The sequence below is a fragment of the Fodinicurvata halophila genome (genome assembly GCF_042651425.1).
GTDB lineage: Bacteria > Pseudomonadota > Alphaproteobacteria > Kiloniellales > DSM-21159 > Fodinicurvata > Fodinicurvata halophila.
The window spans coordinates 199942-218092 of record NZ_JBHSCW010000003.1; the positions used below are offsets into that span (position 1 = coordinate 199942).

20 protein-coding genes and 1 riboswitch are annotated in these 18151 nt (G+C 61.5%); of the genes, 15 read left to right on the forward strand and 5 right to left on the reverse strand.

The annotated features are described in order from the left end of the window. Positions 1 to 10 precede the first annotated feature (10 nt). Positions 11 to 952 carry a complex I NDUFA9 subunit family protein gene (locus ACFOW6_RS05745; protein WP_382421385.1) on the reverse strand — a complete coding sequence of 314 codons (942 nt, stop codon included), beginning with the start codon at positions 950 to 952 and terminating at the stop codon, positions 11 to 13. A 177-nt stretch (positions 953 to 1129) separates the two neighbouring features. Here ACFOW6_RS05745 and ACFOW6_RS05750 point away from each other — a divergent pair, with 177 nt between their 5' ends. From ACFOW6_RS05750 to ptsN, 8 genes are all read left to right on the forward strand, one after another. Then, positions 1130 to 1741 (forward strand): ribonuclease D, encoded by a 612-nt coding sequence (locus tag ACFOW6_RS05750; RefSeq protein ID WP_382421386.1) that lies wholly within the window; start codon positions 1130 to 1132, stop codon positions 1739 to 1741. A gap of 162 nt (positions 1742 to 1903) precedes the next feature. Continuing rightward, positions 1904 to 2902: a KpsF/GutQ family sugar-phosphate isomerase gene (locus ACFOW6_RS05755; RefSeq protein ID WP_382421387.1), complete on the forward strand. Its 999-nt coding sequence runs from the start codon at positions 1904 to 1906 to the stop codon at positions 2900 to 2902. Positions 2903 to 2995: 93 nt separating this feature from the next. Further along, on the forward strand, positions 2996 to 3604 hold the full coding sequence (lptC, locus tag ACFOW6_RS05760) for an LPS export ABC transporter periplasmic protein LptC (protein WP_382421388.1): 609 nt from the start codon (positions 2996 to 2998) through the stop codon (positions 3602 to 3604). After that, positions 3601 to 4491 carry an LptA/OstA family protein gene (locus tag ACFOW6_RS05765; protein ID WP_382421389.1) on the forward strand — a complete coding sequence of 297 codons (891 nt, stop codon included), beginning with the start codon at positions 3601 to 3603 and terminating at the stop codon, positions 4489 to 4491. Before lptC ends, ACFOW6_RS05765 begins: the two co-directional genes overlap by 4 nt. Further along, positions 4488 to 5270, forward strand: coding sequence for an LPS export ABC transporter ATP-binding protein (gene lptB, locus ACFOW6_RS05770; protein ID WP_382421390.1), 783 nt, complete (start codon positions 4488 to 4490; stop codon positions 5268 to 5270). Before ACFOW6_RS05765 ends, lptB begins: the two co-directional genes overlap by 4 nt. Before the next feature lie 10 nt (positions 5271 to 5280). After that, on the forward strand, positions 5281 to 6843 hold the full coding sequence (rpoN, locus tag ACFOW6_RS05775) for an RNA polymerase factor sigma-54 (protein ID WP_382421391.1): 1563 nt from the start codon (positions 5281 to 5283) through the stop codon (positions 6841 to 6843). Between the two features lie 172 nt (positions 6844 to 7015). Continuing rightward, positions 7016 to 7624, forward strand: a complete 609-nt coding sequence (hpf, locus tag ACFOW6_RS05780) for a ribosome hibernation-promoting factor, HPF/YfiA family (protein ID WP_382421392.1) — start codon at positions 7016 to 7018, stop codon at positions 7622 to 7624. 17 nt (positions 7625 to 7641) lie between these two features. Continuing rightward, entirely contained in the window at positions 7642 to 8106 is a 465-nt protein-coding gene (gene ptsN, locus ACFOW6_RS05785) for a PTS IIA-like nitrogen regulatory protein PtsN (RefSeq protein ID WP_382421393.1), read from the forward strand. Positions 8107 to 8230: 124 nt separating this feature from the next. Here the strand turns inward: ptsN and ACFOW6_RS05790 are convergent, their stop codons facing one another. After that, positions 8231 to 8440 (reverse strand): DUF1150 family protein, encoded by a 210-nt coding sequence (locus ACFOW6_RS05790; RefSeq protein WP_382421394.1) that lies wholly within the window; start codon positions 8438 to 8440, stop codon positions 8231 to 8233. A gap of 74 nt (positions 8441 to 8514) precedes the next feature. Further along, entirely contained in the window at positions 8515 to 8976 is a 462-nt protein-coding gene (locus ACFOW6_RS05795; protein WP_382421395.1) for an Hsp20 family protein, read from the reverse strand. Between the two features lie 229 nt (positions 8977 to 9205). Continuing rightward, positions 9206 to 9373, forward strand: a riboswitch (cobalamin riboswitch). Between the two features lie 84 nt (positions 9374 to 9457). Between ACFOW6_RS05795 and ACFOW6_RS05800 the strand changes: the two genes are divergently transcribed. The 7 genes from ACFOW6_RS05800 to cobM are packed head-to-tail and all read left to right on the forward strand — an operon-like array spanning position 9458 to position 16327. Next, on the forward strand, positions 9458 to 10072 hold the full coding sequence (locus ACFOW6_RS05800) for a HupE/UreJ family protein (protein WP_382421396.1): 615 nt from the start codon (positions 9458 to 9460) through the stop codon (positions 10070 to 10072). A gap of 47 nt (positions 10073 to 10119) precedes the next feature. Then, complete coding sequence (locus ACFOW6_RS05805) at positions 10120 to 11181, forward strand: sirohydrochlorin chelatase (RefSeq protein ID WP_382421397.1); 1062 nt, start codon at positions 10120 to 10122, stop codon at positions 11179 to 11181. Positions 11182 to 11183: 2 nt separating this feature from the next. Continuing rightward, positions 11184 to 11819: a precorrin-8X methylmutase gene (locus ACFOW6_RS05810; RefSeq protein WP_382421398.1), complete on the forward strand. Its 636-nt coding sequence runs from the start codon at positions 11184 to 11186 to the stop codon at positions 11817 to 11819. Next, a complete protein-coding gene (gene cbiE, locus ACFOW6_RS05815; protein ID WP_382421399.1) occupies positions 11816 to 13036 on the forward strand; it encodes a precorrin-6y C5,15-methyltransferase (decarboxylating) subunit CbiE in 1221 nt (406 codons plus the stop codon). Before ACFOW6_RS05810 ends, cbiE begins: the two co-directional genes overlap by 4 nt. Next, positions 13033 to 13737, forward strand: coding sequence for a precorrin-2 C(20)-methyltransferase (cobI, locus tag ACFOW6_RS05820; RefSeq protein ID WP_382421400.1), 705 nt, complete (start codon positions 13033 to 13035; stop codon positions 13735 to 13737). The genes cbiE and cobI overlap by 4 nt, the downstream gene beginning before the upstream one ends. Further along, the gene (cobJ, locus tag ACFOW6_RS05825) at positions 13734 to 15557 is read left to right on the forward strand and encodes a precorrin-3B C(17)-methyltransferase (RefSeq protein WP_382421401.1); all 1824 of its coding nucleotides are present in this window, start codon (positions 13734 to 13736) and stop codon (positions 15555 to 15557) included. Before cobI ends, cobJ begins: the two co-directional genes overlap by 4 nt. After that, positions 15554 to 16327, forward strand: a complete 774-nt coding sequence (gene cobM / locus ACFOW6_RS05830; protein WP_382421402.1) for a precorrin-4 C(11)-methyltransferase — start codon at positions 15554 to 15556, stop codon at positions 16325 to 16327. Before cobJ ends, cobM begins: the two co-directional genes overlap by 4 nt. Here cobM and ACFOW6_RS05835 read toward each other — a convergent pair. Beyond that, on the reverse strand, positions 16317 to 17057 hold the full coding sequence (locus ACFOW6_RS05835; RefSeq protein ID WP_382421403.1) for a cobalt-precorrin-6A reductase: 741 nt from the start codon (positions 17055 to 17057) through the stop codon (positions 16317 to 16319). The two genes, cobM and ACFOW6_RS05835, sit on opposite strands and share 11 nt — an antisense overlap. Continuing rightward, a complete protein-coding gene (locus ACFOW6_RS05840; protein ID WP_382422093.1) occupies positions 17050 to 18132 on the reverse strand; it encodes a cobalt-precorrin-5B (C(1))-methyltransferase in 1083 nt (360 codons plus the stop codon). The genes ACFOW6_RS05835 and ACFOW6_RS05840 overlap by 8 nt, the downstream gene beginning before the upstream one ends. Positions 18133 to 18151: the final 19 nt, after the last annotated feature.

Here is an 18151-nt window from a genome sequence, read left to right on the forward strand (position 1 = left end):
TTCGTTCCAGTCAGTTGGGGTTGAAGCGTCCACCCGGGCGATAGCGGTCCAGATAGGTGGGAATGATGACCTCGGCGGAGTGCTTCTCGATGCCCAGGCTTTCCAGGGTCAATGCATTGTCCGAAACGACGTTGTCGCTCTTCAGCAACTCGACCTGGTCAGCCGTGATAGGGGCGAAGGGCAGCAGTTGGGCGACGCTGCCCATGATTGAAGCCATGCCGAAGGGAACGGGAACCAGAAGGCGCTTGCGGCGAATGGCCTTCAGCATCAGTTCCATCAGTTCCCGGAAGCTGTAGATCCTTGGTCCGCCCAGTTCGTAGAATTTTCCGTAGCACTTGGGCTCCTGCAGGGTGAACACGGCGGCGTCGGCCACGTCGCCCACGTAAACCGGCTGGAACCTTGTATGTCCGCCACCGATAAGCGGCAGGAAGGGGGAAAGGCGCGCCATGACGGCAAAGCGGTTGAAGAAGTCGTCTTCCGGGCCGAACACGACCGAGGGCCTGAGAATCACCGCATCGGGCAGGGCCTTGCGGACGGCCTCCTCGCCGGCGGCCTTGGTACGGGCATATTCCGAGCCGGACTCTTCCGAGGCGCCGATGGCGGACATCTGGACGAAGGCGCCGATCCCCAGTTCGGCAGCTGTTTCAGCAATCAGGCGTGCGCCCTGAGATTGCAGGTTGGAGAAATTCTGGCTGCCGCTCTCCTGCATGATGCCGACCAGGTTGATGGCGGCATCGACACCTTCCAGGGCGCTGCGAATGGCCGCGCTGCTGTTCAGGTCACAGGGAATGGGCACGATCTGGCCGACGTTTCCCAGGGGTTTGAGGAACTGGGCACGCTGGGGACGGCGAACCGCCACACGGATCGTCCAGCCCTGATCGGCCAGGCGCTCGACGATGTAGCGTCCGATGAATCCCGAGCCTCCGAAAATCGTCACTGTACCCTGAGCCATTGAGTCCTCCTGCACCCCTTACTTGCATCCGGTTGCGTGTCCCGGCTGGTTGCTGTTCGATTCGTGGCGCTGTATAGCATTTCTGCAGGGCAAAGTTGACACCTGCCAAGCGGGCGATATCTTTGCGCCTTTGCTGCAGAAGCCATACGCTTACTCATTCCCGATGGAAAGCCGCTCTTGACTGTCACCCTGCATCGTAACGATTTGCCTGCCGATTTCGAGATCACAGGCAACAGCCTCGCCGTGGATTGTGAAACCATGGGGCTGAACCTGCAACGCGACCGCCTGTGTCTCATACAGCTTTCGACGGGAGACGGCACGGCCCATCTTGTACAGTTCAGCGATGGCTACGAGGCGCCCCGGCTGAAGTCCCTGCTGGCCGATACGGCGGTAACGAAGCTGTTTCATTTCGGGCGCTTCGACATCGCGGCCATCGAGCGTTACCTCGGCATCGCCTGTACTCCGGTCTACTGTACGAAGATCGCCTCCAAGCTGGTGCGGACCTTCACGGACCGGCACGGCCTGAAGGACCTTTGCGCAGACCTGCTGAACGTCTCCATCTCGAAACAGCAGCAGTCTTCCGACTGGGGTGCGGAGGAGTTGAGCGAGGAACAGCTGCGCTATGCCGCCTCCGATGTTCTCTATCTGCATGCCCTGCGCGCACGGCTGGACGACATGCTGGCGCGGGAAGGCAGGCTGGACCTGGCACAGGCCTGCTTCGACTTCCTGCCCCACCGGGCACGGCTGGACCTGGCCGGCTGGGATGAAGTCGATATCTTTGCGCACTAGCGTTTACGCTGCCGGGATCGGTCTGCGACGATACGCGATCTTATCGTTGCCGCTTTTTTCTGCTTTAAAGCACAGGGTTTCTATATCATCTGCGTATATATTATTTCCTGCGCCGATGTGATCATCTGATGCACTTGGAATTACGGGACCGGTTTTTTGGATATGGATGTACAGGCAAGCCGTAAACTTGCGGCCGAACAAGAGCACGAACACAATGACATTGGCGCTGCGCGGCGTGCTCTGGCCACCGAAACGGAAGGGCTGAACGCGCTGTCTGATTCCCTGGGCGCGGAGTTTATCGAAGCCCTGGATCGACTGCAGAAGGTCGAGGGACGCGTTATCGTCACTGGCATGGGCAAGAGCGGTCATGTTGGCTGCAAAATCGCTGCCACGCTGGCCTCCACGGGAACGCCCTCGCAGTTTGTCCATCCGGCCGAGGCCAGTCACGGTGACCTGGGCATGGTGACCCGGCGTGATGCCATCATCGCGCTGTCGAATTCCGGGAACACGCCCGAACTGGCGGCGATCGTTTCCTATAGCCGCCGATTCAATATCCCGCTGATCGCCATCACCAGCCGCCGGGAAAGCGTGCTGGGAGAAGCGGCGGACACGGTCCTGTTGTTGCCGCCCGTGGATGAGGCCTGTCCCATGGGACTGGCCCCCACCACCTCGACCACCATGGCGCTGGCCCTGGGAGATGCCCTGGCGATCGCCCTTCTGGAGCGTCGCGGTTTCTCACCCGAGGATTTTCAGGTTTTCCATCCCGGTGGATCCCTTGGCAAGAAGCTCGTACGGGTCTCCGACATCATGCATGGCCCCGGCGAATTGCCGCTGTGCCAGCCGGAAAGCTCGATGAAGGAGGCCATCATCACCATGAGTGCGATGACCTTCGGCTGTGTTGGCGTAGTAAACGCGGCTGGCGAACTGATCGGCATCATCACCGATGGTGACCTGCGCCGCCATATCGATGCCGACCTGCTGGAGCAGACGGCGGGTGATGTGATGACGGCCAGTCCCCTAACGATACGCGCTGGTGCCCTGGCCGTGGAGGCCCTGCGCTTGATGCACGCCCACAAGATTACCAGCCTGTTCGTCGTCGAGGAGAACAAGCCCATAGGTTTCCTGCGCATGCATGATCTCCTGCGCGAAGGTGTTGCCTGAACAAAGATGAAGACAACTGACAGCGAAGATCCCCCTAACGTTCGTCCTCCCACCGCTCTTTCCCGAAGCAGGAAGGTGATGGGGTGGCTGCGGGTGATTTTACCGCTCGTGGCCGTGGTCTGCGTGGGGCTGGTCTTCTTCTGGCCGCAGCTTCAGGAGAAATCCGGGGATTTTGGTCTCAAGAGCAGTGACCGGAGAAGTTCCGAGGAGTCCCGTTCGCGCCTGCTCGGTCCGCAATTCGAAGGGGTCGATACGAAGGGCCGCCCCTATAATCTGACGGCCAATACCGCCAACTACGCCTCCGGCAGCAAGCGCTATGTGGAACTGGACAATCCCAAGGGGGATCTGTTCGAAAAGGACGGCAGTTGGGTGACCCTGACGGCGCTTTCCGGTATGTATGACCGCAAGGCGGAGAACATGGACCTGGAAGGCGATGTCAATCTGCGAAACGACGAAGGCTTCAAGATCATGACGTCGTCGGCCTTCCTTGAACTTTCTCAGGGACGTGCGGAAGGCCATCAGCCCGTCAACGGTCTTGGCCCGGGAGGGCATATCATTTCCCAGGGCTTCCGGCTGGAAGATGAGGGGCGTGTGATTTACTTTACCGGCAAGAGCAAGCTGACCCTCTATGACGAGAAGAAGCAACAAGAGGGCGAACAGCAAACGGAACAGGTGCATCAGGGGGGGACTTCGGAACAATGAAGAAACGGCTTTTGCTGGCAGGGACGTTGATGATGTCCCTCATGGCTTTCTCGAGCCTCTCCATCGCACAGGAAATGAGCGTTCAGCAGGGCGACTCCACGATCGAGGTCCAGGCCAGCGAGGGGATCGAGTGGCATCGGGATCGCCAGGTCTATATCGCCATCGGCGATGCCGTCGCCGTGCGCGACGATCTGACGGTCTATGCCGACCGCCTGCTTGCCCATTACCGCAGCGAGGAGGATCGAGAGGACATATACAAGGTCGAGGCCGTCGGCCAGGTGCGGATCGTGACGGAGAACGGCGAGGAGATCTTCGGTGATCACGCCATCTACTTCCTGGAAGAAGGTTCACTGGAGGTAACCGGCGACGATCTGCGCTATGTAAGTGCCGAGGAAACCGTGACGGCCCGCGACAGCCTGGAATACGAGGAGAATGCCGACGGTCCCGGTCCCATTGCCATTGCGCGCGGCAACGCCTTTGTCGATCGCGCGAACGGTGATCAGATTCGCGGAGACGTGATCACGGCCTATTTCGAGGACACCGCGAACGGGGAGACTGAAAACGGGGACTCCGAGAACGGCGGATCCGAGATGCAGGAAGCCGAGGCCGTGGGAAATGTCGAGGTCGAGAACGATACTGTATTCGCCAGTGGGGAACAGGGCGTATACTATGCCCATAACGAGACGGCGACTCTGGAAGGCAACGTGAAGGTCACCCGCGGCAACAATCAATTGAATGGCGACCGGGCCGAGATAAATATGCGCACCGGAGTCAGCCGCCTGTTGGCGACGGAAGGCCAGGGTGTCAGCGGGTTGATTTCTCCAGATGAGGAAGATGATACGTCCGGTTCATCCGGGAACAACGACAATGCCCCGGAGAGCCAATGAACGATACAAGCAACGTTGTTGATGCAACGCAGGAAATTGCCCGACTGGTCCCGCAGCATAGGGGGCTGGAAGCCGTCAGTATCGGCAAGAGCTTTCAGAAGCGGGTGGTCCTGAAGGATATCTCCATCCGCCTGCGCCGGGGCGAGGCCGTTGGCCTGCTGGGGCCCAATGGCGCGGGAAAGACAACCTCTTTTTACATCATCACGGGGCTTCTGGCCCCAGATACCGGGTATATCGCCCTTGATGGCGAGGATATCACCGACCTTCCCATGTACCGCAGGGCGCGCCTGGGCATAGGCTATCTGCCCCAGGAAGCCTCGATCTTCCGCGGCCTTACAGTAGAGGAGAATATCCGGGCCGTGCTCGAGGTCGTGGAGAAGGATCGGGCCCGCCAGAGACGATCCCTTGAGGCTCTTCTGGATGAGTTTTCCATCACCCATCTCCGGCGCTCACCGGCGGTCTCGCTCTCTGGCGGGGAGCGGCGGCGCTGCGAGATCGCCAGGGCCCTGGCTGCGCAGCCGCAGTTCATCCTGCTGGACGAGCCGCTGGCGGGCATCGACCCGATTGCCGTGAACGACATACGCGAGTTGGTGATTCACCTGAAGGACAGGGGCATCGGTGTCCTGATTACCGATCACAATGTGCGCGAGACACTGGAGATCGTTGATAGGGCTTATATCATCCATGAAGGGCGGGTGCTGATGGAGGGCGCTCCATCCGAGATCGTGGCCCACGAGGAAGTGCGCCGCGTTTACCTGGGTGAAAGGTTCAGCCTGTAGGCTTTCCACTATGGCTGTTTCTCAGCGTCTAGAGCTGCGCCAGTCCCAATCGCTAGTGATGACGCCGCAGCTGCAGCAGGCGATCAAGCTGCTGCAGTTCTCCAGTCAGGAACTGGCTGAATTCGTCGAACGCGAACTGGAGCAGAATCCCCTTCTGGAACGAGAGGAGGGAGGTGAGGATGCTCTGGCTTCTGCCCAGACGAGCGAAGCCGGCGGTGAGGGGGCGCAGACAGCAGAGTCGTTTGGTGGCGGGGGATCCGAAGACGAGGCCTTCGGAGAGGACGGACGTGACAGCTTTGATCATGCGCTTTCCGATAACCTTGGCGAGGCCGGCAATGCGCCCCTGGATGCCACCTACGAGTATGACGACAACAGCCCTTCTGATGACTGGGGAGGCGAGGGGGAATGGTCCCTTCCCTCGGCCGCGGCAGGAACAGGCGGAAGCTTCGAGGATGAGGGCCGCCCGGCGGATGAGAACCTGGCGGCCGAACGCTCGTTCCGGGATGGCCTGCTGGAGCAGGTGCAGCTGACGTTTGCGACGGCCGAGGAGCGCTTGATCGCCTTCTACCTGCTGGACGGACTGGACGAGGCGGGATATCTGCAGGTCGATCTTGATCAGGCCTGTGACCAGCTGGGCTGTACACGTGCAAGGCTGGAAGAAGTTCTGGCGACGCTCCAGACGTTGGAGCCCGCAGGGATATTCGCCCGTGATCTCAAGGAATGCCTGAAGCTGCAGCTGATCGACCGCAACCGCTTCGACCCGGCCATGGCCAGCCTGCTGGACAACCTCGAACTCATGGCCAGCCGGGATTTCAGCAAGCTCCAGCGTGTCTGCGGCGTTGATGACGAAGATTTCGCCGAGATGCTGGCGGAGTTGCGTCAGCTCGACCCCAAGCCGGCTCTGTTATACAACACCCAGCCGGCCGATCCAGTGGTGCCGGATATCCTGATGCGCATGCGCCCGGATGGGAGCTGGCAACTGGAGCTCAATCCCGATACGCTGCCGCGCGTCCTGGTCAACCGGGTCGATTACAATCGCATCGTGACGCGCTGTCGCAATCGCCAGGAAAAGGAATTCGTGAACGAGCAGTTCCAGGCCGCGAACTGGCTGGTCCGCTCCCTGCACCAACGCGCCAACACGATCCTGCGTGTCAGCGAGGAGATCGTACGTCAGCAGGACGGGTTTTTCCGTCACGGCGTGTCCCATCTGCGTCCCTTGATCCTGCGCACGGTCGCGGAAGCCATCGAGATGCATGAGTCCACGGTCAGCAGGGTTACGAACAGCAAGTTCATTTCCACCCCACGCGGAGTGTTCGAGCTCAAGTACTTCTTCTCGACCTCGATTTCGGGAACGGAAGGCGGCGAGCACTCTTCGGAATCCGTGCGTCACAGGATACGTTCGCTGATTGACGACGAACCTGCCGGGGCCATACTCAGCGATGACGCCATCGTCGCGGCGTTGCGTCGGGAGAATATCGATATCGCTCGAAGAACAGTAGCTAAGTATCGAGAATCAATGAATATTCCATCGTCGGTTCAGCGACGTCGTGACAAAGCGCAAAGGGCAAGATAGTAAGTCACAACCTTCCGTCTTGCAGGAAGGGGGGGTGCTTCCGATATACTTTCAGTACGGTCTGTGTGGAGTGATTTGTTGCTATTGACTTACCGACAGGCCGCACATATGGTCCGCGCGCTTTGGAGCCGGGCCGAACAAGACACTCGAGCTCATTACTGGGGAACATCACATGCAGTTGTCGGTCAAAGGACGGCACATCGATACCGGTGAAGCCTTCCGCCAGCATGCCCAAGATCAACTGAGCACGATTCTGGACAAGTATTTCGGAGATGCCATAGAGGCGAATGTGACCCTGTCGAAGGAGTCGCATTTCTTCCGTGCTCAGGTTTCGGTGCATATCGGGCGTGGTATGCTGCTGCAGGCTTCCGGTGAGGCAAACGAGGTCTATCCTGCCTTTGACAGTGCAGCGGACCGTCTTGCGAAGCGACTGAGGCGTTACAAGAGGCGACTGCGCGATCATAACAATGGTCGGGCATCCGCCCACGATGTCCTGCCGGCTCAACAGTATATTCTGGCCCCCGAACCGGAGCCGGAAGAAGGCGAGGCATCTGCCGGTGAAGGGGCCATCGACGGCGAAGGCGATCAGCCCATTGTGATCGCCGAGATGGAGACGGAGATTCCAAGTCTGACGGTGGGTGAGGCGGTCATGCGCATGGACCTTGCCGAGGTACCGCTTCTCATGTTCCGCAACCGGGCACATGGTGGCCTGAATGTCGTCTACCGGCGCAATGACGGGAATGTCGGATGGGTTGATCCACGCGGCAACCGCGACAGTTAGCATCAGGACAAATTGTTATGGATATCGCCGATATGCTGAGCCCCGAAGGGGTTCTTCCAGCATTGCGAGTTACAAGCAAGAAGCAGGCTTTGCAGGAGCTTGCCAAGCGTGCTGCGGACGTTACCGGCCAGCCCGAGAGAGCGATCTTCGAAGTGCTGGTCGAGCGTGAACGTCTGGGAACGACGGGTGTCGGTTATGGCATCGCGATTCCCCATGGCAAGCTGGCGGAGCTTGATCGCCTGCACTGCCTCTTCGCGCGCCTGGAAACCCCTGTCGAGTTCGATTCCATAGATGAACAGCCCGTCGACCTGATCTGTGTGCTCCTGGCGCCGGAAAAGGCGGGTGCGGATCATCTGAAGGCGTTGGCGCGCGTCTCGCGTTTGCTGCGCGACCGCACGATCTGCGACAAGCTGCGGGGGACAGAGAGCCGGGATGGGCTCTATGCCATATTGACCGAGTCCGCGGCCAGTCACGCCGCCTGACCTGTCAGGCTATAACCTTCTGCACCAAGGAGGGGGTTTGCGTGACGCCATTGCGGACAGAGGGCGCCTTGAGTAGGGGAATGTCGACTCGATCCCGGCATTCCCCTGCTGCTTTTCGGCGATATCAATGAACGGTCATGGGCTCCATGCCATTCTGGCGCACAGCGGCACAGGCAACATCGAAATCAGCCATGACAGCGATTTTCGTACCATCTGCCGCGAAGATGCCGATGGCACCCTGGAATGGACGTACATAGGCGACATCATCGACGCCGAATGACAGGAAGTCGTCCTGGGTCAGCTGTTTCAGATCGCTGTGAGTCGTGTTCTGCATGATACAAGTACCTTTTGATAACAGGCGGTCTGTCGTGTTCTCACCGTCAGACCCCTTCTTCTCCGGCCTGTCGTTCAGGCGGATTCCTGGTCAATTGTGCTGGGTTCCGCGCTTTTCGAACTCTGCTTGCGCTCGATCTTGATAGTGCGAACCACTTCATCATCCATCTGTCGCTTCAACTCGACGTGAAGCAGTCCGTTGTCAAGGCGGGCTCCCTTAACCTCCATACCGTCCGCAAGCATGAAATTCCGCTGGAACTGACGAGAGGCTATGCCGCGATACAGGAAAGTTCGCTCGCTGTCCTCCTCGGGCTGGCGCCCGCGGATACTCAGCTGATTATTTTCCAGCTTCACCTCCAGGTCATCCTCGGAAAAGCCGGCCACAGCCAGCGTGATTCGCAGATGGGTCTCATCCACCTGTTCGACATTGTAGGGAGGATAGCCATCCCCACTGTTCTTGTGCATGCGGTCGATTGCACGCTCCAGCTGGTCGAATCCGAGCAGCAGAGGGGAGTTCAGATAGGAAGATCTGCTCATAAGTACAGCGGCCTCCTCTTAGTTGAGCAAGGTTGCTGGTTGATGCTTCGTCGGCGTCCGTTATCGCGGCCCGCCGCGAAAAGGCCCAGAATGGCGCCTTTGTGAAAAGAAATGGTAAATCATCGCCGACCTTCAAGTGTCGTGCCGCTGCTTTTGTGGAGTCTCTGCGGCCAGGATACGACATGTTGTGGTGCCACAGTGCTTGACCCTTTGCCATGGTCTTTCTACCGTAAGGCCAACATTGGACGGTTCCCCGTCAGGGGATGAAAGGCAATCCGGTGCGACCGACCCAAGCCGGGGGTCAAGTCCGGAACTGTTCCAGCACCTGTAAGCGCTTGTCCGCGGAAAGCGTCGACATTGCGCAAGTCAGTCAGCCTGCCGCCAAACGATGAATCGAGTTGCCTTCCGCACAAGAGCGGGAGGCCGATACGCATTTGTACAAACGTGCAGCCGACGGGCTGCGCTCAACAAGGGGGATAGAATGATTCAAACAGCAATTTGCAGGACGTCCCGTTTCCTGATCGTTTTTCTGCCGGCCATGCTTTTGGCCTCGGTCGTCGCCGCGCATCCGGGACACGAGACGCAGGCCGGAGCCACGTTCATGAGCGGGCTCACGCATCCTGTCACTGGACTGGACCATCTTCTGGCCATGGTGGCTGTCGGAATCTGGGCCTATTCTCTGGGAGGACGAGCGCTGTGGAGTGTCCCGAGCATGTTTGTACTGGCCATGGCTGTGGCCGGTGCTGCAGGCCTTGCCGGCTGGCAGTTTGCCCTGGCCGAGAGCGGTATCGCCCTGTCGGTCCTGGTCCTTGGCGTCCTGATCGCGGCAGCAGTGCGTGTGCGCTGGGAAGTTGGCGCAGCCCTGGTCGGCCTCTTCGCCGTGTTCCATGGCTATGCGCACGGCGTGGAAATGCCCGGCGGCGGTGCGCCGGGCGCCTATATTGCGGGCTTCCTGCTGGCGACGGCTCTCCTGCATGCCGCAGGGATCGCACTCGGAATGACGTCCGGCCGTCTGGCCTACACCCCGGCCATGCGCGTGGCAGGTGGCGTCATGGCCGTGGCCGGTGCCTGGATGCTCGGCGGCGGACAGATCTGAGTCGCCGGAATCGCAAACAGCAAGACGGTTAAAGCAGGAGGAAGACGATGGCCGAGCGCCTGGGATTGATGGTCTGTGGACATGGCAGCCGCGATGAGCAGGCCGTGGCGGAATTCGCGACGCTGGCGGATCACATGCGCCGGCGCTTCCCGGATTGGCCGGTGGATTACGGTTATCTGGAGTTCGCGCGGCCGGTGATTCGGGATGGCCTGGACAAACTGCGCGAGCAGCAGGTGGAGCGTATCCTGGCTGTGCCGGGCATGCTGTTCGCGGCCGGTCATGCCAAGAACGATATCCCTTCGGTGCTGAACACCTATCAGGCACAGCATCCCGGCCTGGAGATCAATTACGGCCGGGAACTGGGCATTGACCTCAAGATGCTGCATGCGGCCGGCGACCGGATCCAGGAAGCCCTGGACGGTGCAGACGACAGCGTTTCCCGGCATGACACGCTGCTGGTCGTGGTGGGACGCGGTGCTTCCGACCCCGATGCCAACTCCAACGTCTCCAAGGTCACGCGCATGCTCTGGGAGGGCATGGGGTTCGGCTGGGCCGAGACCTGCTATTCCGGGGTCACCTTTCCGTTGGTGGAGCCCGGCCTGGAGCATGCGGCGCGCCTGGGTTTCAAGCGCATCATTGTCTTCCCCTATTTCCTGTTCACCGGTGTCCTGGTGCGGCGGATCTACGAGCACACGGATCGCGTGGCGGCGCGCCATCCCGAGATCAAGTTCATCAAGGCCCCGTACCTGAACGATCACCCACAGGTCCTGAACACCATGGCCGCGCGCGTGGAGGAGATCCTGGAAGGCGCCAACAACATGAACTGCCAGATGTGCAAGTACCGCGAACAGGTGCTCGGTTTCGAGTCGGAAGTGGGACTGCCGCAGGAAAGCCACCATCATCATGTGGAGGGTATCGGGTCCGGCGAACACAGCCACAACGATCACCATCATGGCGATCATCACCACCATGGTCACGACCATGGGCATCATCACGATCATGGCCATGATCACGGGCACGGGCATCATCATCCCTATCCGCATGCCGACCATCCTCTGGGCCCTCGCACGCTGAAGGACAATGCCGGAGACGGTCAGAAGGACAGATGATCATGCCGCAGAGAGACTATCTGCGCGATCCGGCGGCAATCTATCGGCAGTCCTTTGCGACCGTGCGTCGGGAAGCCGTGCTCGAGCATCTGCCACAGGCGGCCCATGCCCTGGCGATCCGCATGATCCATTCCTGCGGCATGGTCGATCTGGCCGGGGATATCCGCGTGAGCGACCATGCGGTGGAGGCCGGTGTCGGGGCCCTGCAGGAGGGGAAGCCGGTGCTGGTGGATTGCGAAATGCTGGCCCGCGGCATCATTCCCTCTCGGCTACCGGCCGCCAATGCGGTGATCTGCACCCTGAATGAGTCCACTGTGCCGCAGCTTGCCCAGGATCTCTCGACGACCCGATCTGCGGCGGCCGTGGATCTCTGGGCCGAGCATCTGGACGGGGGGGTCGTGGCGATCGGGAATGCGCCCACGGCTCTGTTCCGCCTACTGGAACTCCTGGAAAAGGGTGCGCCGCACCCTGCCGTGATTCTCGGATTTCCGGTCGGCTTCGTGGGGGCAGCCGAGTCCAAGGAAGAACTCATAGAAAACCCCTTCGGGATTCCCTACGTTACCGTGCGCGGGCGCCGCGGCGGCAGTGCCATTGCCGCTGCTGCCGTCAATGCCCTGGCGGGAGGCGAGGCCCCATGAGCCGGTGGCTTTCCATCGTGGGGATCGGCGAGGACGGCCTGGAGGGCCTGGGCGAAGAGGCCATAGCCCTGATTGCCGGAGCGGATGTGCTGATCGGCGGCGAGCGCCACTTGGCGATGCTGCCGGAGGACGGTCGGGAGCGCATGGCTTGGCCGTCGCCGCTTAGCGCCCTGGTCGAGGAAATCCAACGCCGGCGCGGCCAGGCACTCTGCGTGCTGGCGACGGGCGATCCCTTCTGTTTCGGCATCGGCTCAACCCTGGCTCGCCGGATTCCCATGGAAGAGATGCAGGTGATCCCGGCGCCCTCGGCCTTTTCCCTGGCCTGTGCCCGGCTTGGCTGGTCCCTGCCGGATGTCGCGCAGCTGACGCTCCATGGCCGCCCGACCTCCCTGATCATACCGGCGATCCAGCCGGATGCCCGCCTGCTGGTCCTGAGCGACAGCGGTGCGACACCGGCCGAAGTGGCGCGCTTGCTCTGCGAGAAGGGATTCGGCGGCAGTGAAATGCATGTCCTGGAGCATATGGGAGGGCCGAAGGAACGGACTCTGCACCTGCGCGCCGACCAGGCTGAATTCCCCGCCATTGCCGATTTTAACACCATCGCCGTTGCCTGTCGGGCCGGCGCGGAGGCCGAGATACTGCCTACCGTTCCGGGCCTGCCCGACGAGGCTTTTCGACACGACGGCCAGATGACCAAGCGCGAGGTGCGTGCCGTCACGCTCTCGGCTCTCATGCCGGGGCCGGGACAGCTGCTCTGGGATGTGGGCTCGGGCTGCGGGTCCGTTGCCGTGGAGTGGATGCGGTGCCATCCGACCTGCCAGGCAGCGGCGATCGAACGTCAGGCAGTGCGCTGCGAGATGATCTCCAGCAACGCGACAAGCTTGGGAGTTCCTTACCTGCAGATCGTATCAGGTGAGGCTCCGGATTGCCTGGCGGGCCTGCCGGCCCCCCATGCTGTTTTTATCGGCGGGGGCATCAACACCACGGGAGTCTTCAAGGCCTGCTGGCAAGCGCTGAAGCCAGGCGGGCGGCTGGTGGCCAATGCCGTCACCCTGGAAGGTGAGGCCCGCCTCACGGCATTGCAGGCGGAACATGGAGGGGAATTGAAACGCCTGAGCGTGTCCCGGGCTGAACCGGTTGGACCCTTCCGCGGCTGGCGCTCCGCCATGCCTGTTACCCAGTGGGCGCTTCGCAAGCCGGAAGGGGCCGGGATATGAGCGGCCGCCTCTACGGGCTGGGCCTGGGGCCCGGCGACCCCGAACTCCTGACGCTCAAGGCTCATCGATTGCTGGCCTCCTGCGAGGTGGTTGCCTATCCCACGCTGGAGGATGGCGAGAGTTTCGCCCGCTCCATCGTTTCGGATTACCTGCAGGATTGGCAGCGGGAAATCGCCATCCGGATACCGATGACCGTGGAACGCGGCCCGGCCCAGGCGGCGTATGACCGTGCCAGCCGAGAGCTGTCGGATTGCCTGGATTCAGGGCACCAGGTTGCTGTGCTCTGCGAGGGCGATCCCTTCTTCTATGGCTCCTTCATGTATCTCTTTGGACGGCTCGCGGCGCGCTTTCCCACCGAAGTCGTTCCCGGTGTCACCTCCTTGACGGCCTGTGCTGCCGCGCTTGGCGCGCCCCTGGCAGCCCGGAACGATACGCTGGCCATCCTGCCGGCTCCCTTGCCTGACGAGGAACTGGAGGAGCGCATCCGCGCCTTTGATGCCGTGGCCATTATCAAGCCCGGCCGACATTTCGCACGCGTCCAGGCACTTCTGCTGAGGATGGGGCTGCAGGACCAGGCGCGCTATGTGGAACGCGCCACCTTGGCGACCCAAAGGATTCTGTCCATGCAGGAAGTTGCCGAGGACGGCGTGCCCTATTTCTCGATGATCCTGATCCATCGACGTGGAGACGCATGGCGATGACGGCAGAACTTCCGCACAACACGGCCTTCATCGCCCTCACACCCACGGCAGGCGAACTGGGACGACGGCTCCAGCCCCAGCTTCCGGGAAGCACGCTCTATGGGCTGGAAGGGCGTGTCGAGGATTGTGATGAAAGCTTCACGGAGACGGGCGAACGACTGCGCTCCCTGTTTGCTGAAGAACGTCCGATCGTCGGCATTTGCGCTTGCGGGATCCTGATCCGGATACTGGCACCGATGCTGGGCGACAAGTTCAGCGAGCCGCCTGTTCTCGCCCTGGCCGAGGATGGCAGCACTGTCGTACCGCTGCTCGGCGGGCATCATGGCGCCAATCGCCTTGCGCGTTTCCTGGCAGAGCAGCTGGAAGGCATGGCCGCGGTCACCACTGCCAGTGACCTGAAGTTCGACACGGCATTGGACGATCCACCTCGTGGCTGGTGCCTGGCCAATCCACAGGATGTAAAAGCCTTTTCTGCGGCGCTTATGAGTGGGGAAAAGGTTAGGACAAACAGTTCTCTGCCCGCTTTTCTGCAGGGTCTTCCTCAGTTGCCTGAAGGAACGCTTGAAGTTGCCATTGGCCCGAGGGTCAGTGAAGGCAGCGGCCGGCGTCTGGTCTATCATCCTTCCTTGCTCACGCTAGGCGTCGGCTGCGAGCGGAACTGTTCGCCGACTGAACTTGAGACACTGGTTGAGGAAACGCTGTCCGAAAGCGGCTATGCCCGGGACGCAGTGGCCCTGGTCGTCTCGATCGATGTGAAGGCGGATGAAGCTGCCGTCCATCATTTGGCGGAGGGGCTGGGTGTTCCCGCTCGTTTCCTGGCATCAGAAATTCTGGAGGCGGAAACACCGCGATTGGCGCATCCCTCCGAAGTGGTCTTTCAGGAAGTTGGCTGTCATGGGGTGGCAGAGGCTGCTGCCCTGGCCGCAGCGGGTGAAAGCGGGACTTTGGAGGTGCCCAAGCGGAAAAGCCGGCGCGCAACTTGTGCTCTGGCCAGATCTTCCGCGCCGGTCGAGCCCGAAAAGGTCGGCAGGCCCCGTGGCCGCCTGTCGGTGGTTGGCATCGGCCCCGGGCGATCCGAGTGGCGTACGCCGGAAGTCACGCGCATGATCACCGAAGCGGAAGACCTGGTGGGCTATGGTCTCTATCTGGACCTGCTGGGTCCCTTGACTGAGGGCAAGCGGCATCACGTCTTTGATCTGGGCGAGGAAGAGGTTCGGGTTCGCGCCGCGCTCGATCTGGCGGCCGAGGGGCGCAATGTGGCACTGGTCTCGTCCGGGGATATCGGTATCTATGCTATGGCAACCCTGGTCTTCGAACTGCTGGAGCGAGGCGAGGATGACCGCTGGCCGCGCATCGAGATCGAGGTTGCGCCCGGCATTTCCGCCTTCCAGGCCATGGGGGCCCGTATCGGAGCGCCTTTCGGGCACGATTTCTGCTGCATTTCGCTCTCCGATCTGCTGACCCCCTGGGAGGCGATCGAGCGGCGTCTGAAAGCTGCGGCGGAAGGCGATTTCGTGATTGCCTTCTACAATCCCGTCTCGCGCCGCCGACGGCATCAGTTGGCCCGGGCCAAGGAAATCCTGCTGACGGCACGGCCTCCGCAAACGCCGGTGGTGCTGGGCAGCAATCTGGGCCGTGAGGGTGAGCGCATGGAGGTGATTCGGTTGGCGGATCTGGAGGTCGATGATGTGGACATGCTGACCACTGTCCTTGTGGGCAGCACTCAGAGCCGCGTGGTGCCGCGTTCGGACGGGAGACAGTGGGTTTATACCCCGCGGGGCTATGCGGCCAAGAACAGGAAAACGGAGACGGCGTCATGACGGTTCATTTCATCGGTGCGGGGCCGGGGGCACCGGACCTGATTACCTTGCGCGGACTCAACCTGATTCGGCGCAGTCCCGTCTGCCTCTATGCCGGTTCGTTGGTGCCGGCCGAAGTTGTGGCCGAGGCGCCAGAGGGAGCAATCGTCGAGGATACCGCCTCGATGACACTGGAGGACATAATCGCGCGTATCCAGGCAGCGCACGAACGTGGCCAGGATGTTGCCCGTGTGCATTCCGGAGATCCCTCGCTCTATGGCGCGATCGGCGAGCAGATACGCCGTCTTGATGAACTGGGCATTCCCTTCCGGATCGTGCCGGGCGTGCCGGCTTTCGCAGCTGCCGCAGCGGAGTTGGGGCGGGAGCTGACCCTCCCGGAAATAAGCCAGACAGTGATCCTGACGCGAACGGCCATGAAATCATCTTCCATGCCGCCGGGCGAGGATCTGGAGGTGCTTGGCAAGAGCGGTGCCACGCTGGCGATTCATCTTTCGGTCCGCAATCTGCGGGTCGTGCGGGAAAAGCTGATTCCCTACTACGGCGAGGATTGTCCGGTGGTGGTCGCCTATCGGGCCAGCTGGCCGGACGAACTCTATATCCACGGCACGCTTTCGGATATCCAGGCCAAGGTAAGGGCGGCCAAGATCACGCGCACGGCCCTGGTCCTAGTGGGGCCGGTGCTGGAACCAGGGCGTTTCCGGGACAGCGCTCTTTATGATGCCGACCATGTTCACGTCCTGCGCCCGCACAGAAAAAAGGTCAGCGGATGATCTCGCCGATCCAGTCCAGGGCTTCCTCAACCGAGTTTGCCAGGGCGCCGGGAGGGATGGGCGGTCGCTCGACCATGACAACTGGCAGGCCAAGGTTGCGGGCGGCCTCGATCTTGGCATACGAAGCACTGCCGCCGCTGTTCTTGCTGACGAGGCAGTCGATCCTGTGCTCGGTCAGTAAGCCGGTTTCCTCGTCCGTCCGGAAAGGTCCACGCTGGGTGATGACCTCGTATTGCACCAGAGGCAAGGGATCCTCCGGCCGATCGACGAGCCGCACCACGAAATGTACATCGCTGCGACCGGTGAAAGGCGCCAGTTCCTGCCGCCCCGTGGTCAGGAAAGTCCGGGACGAGACGGGCAGGGCCTCGGCGGCCTCTTCGAGGCCAGGCACCGGAATCCAGCGGTCCTCGGCCTGCGGCACCCAAGCCGGCCGCAGCAGCTTGATTCGCAGCACGCCGGCAAGGGTTGCTGCACGCTCGGCATGGCCTGGCATCTTCTGGGCGAAGGGGTGGGTTGCATCCAGCACCAGGTCGATTCTTTCCTGGCGCAGGTATTCCGCGAGACCGGAGCTGCCTCCGAACCCTCCGATGCGAACTTCGCCAGGCAGGGTGGCGGGATGTCGCGTCCGTCCGGCCAGGGAAGTGATGATGCGCCAGTCGGTGTCGCGGGTCAGCCGGCGAGCCAGTTCCGCCGCCTCCTGCGTACCGCCGAGAATCAACAGGCTAACCATTGCTTTGCCCCACGATTTGGCCCTGTCGATTGACCACGACGACATCCACCTGGCAAGGAGCGTGCCCCAGGGTCTTTTGTGCCGTTTCGCACGCCTTCCCAGCGATGCGCTCCGCGAGTGGCAGGCTTTCGTCCGCTGCCAGCGTAAGCACTTGTGCAGCCGTGTTGGCAATACGCACCTGATCCACAAGCCCAGGCGAAGCGCCAAGGCTGTCCATTTCTCCGGCAAGCCACTCGAAATCCACCTGACTGCGCCCCGAATGGAGGTCGAGAAACCCCTGTGCGAGCTTGACCAGTTTACCAAAGCCGCCGCCGATCGTGACCATCGGCACGGGATTGCGGCGCAGGTACTTCAGCATGCCGCCGGCAAAGTCGCCCATATCGAGCATGGCATGATCCGGCAGGCCATAGAGTTGCTGGACCGTTTTCTCCGAGGTCGAGCCGGTACAGCCGGCAACCCGTTCAGTTCCCTTGGCGCGGGCAACATCGATCCCCCGATGGATAGAGTGGATCCAGGCCGAGCAGGAGAAGGGATGCACCACCCCGGTGGTTCCCAGGATCGAGAGCCCTCCCGTGATACCGAGGCGAGGATTCCAGGTCTTCTCCGCCAGCCTTTCCCCTTCGGGAATGGAGATCTCGATCTCCATGTCGGGGACATTTCGCCCAGTCAGTCCGCAGACCACGTCCTGCATCATTTGACGCGGAACCGGATTGATGGCGGCTTCCCCCGGTGGTACGGGCAGACCTTCAAGTGTAACGGTTCCGACACCGGGTCCGGCGCGGAAGAGAATACCGCAACCTGGCGGAGCGTGACGGACCGTCGAGATAATCAGGGCGCCGTGGGTCACGTCGGGGTCGTCTCCGGCATCCTTGATAATGCCGGCCGATGCGCTGTCCGGTTGCCGGCTCTCAAAGGCCAGCGGGAAACAGGGGCGCTCGCCTTTGGGCAGGAGAATCTCGACAGGATCGGGGAAGTCGCCTTCAAGAAGGGCGATGCAGGCTGCCTTGGTGGCGGCCGTGGCGCAGGCGCCCGTGGTCCAGCCCCGCCGCAGTGTTCCTTCCGGCTTGCGAGTCATGCAGAATTTATAGGTGGCT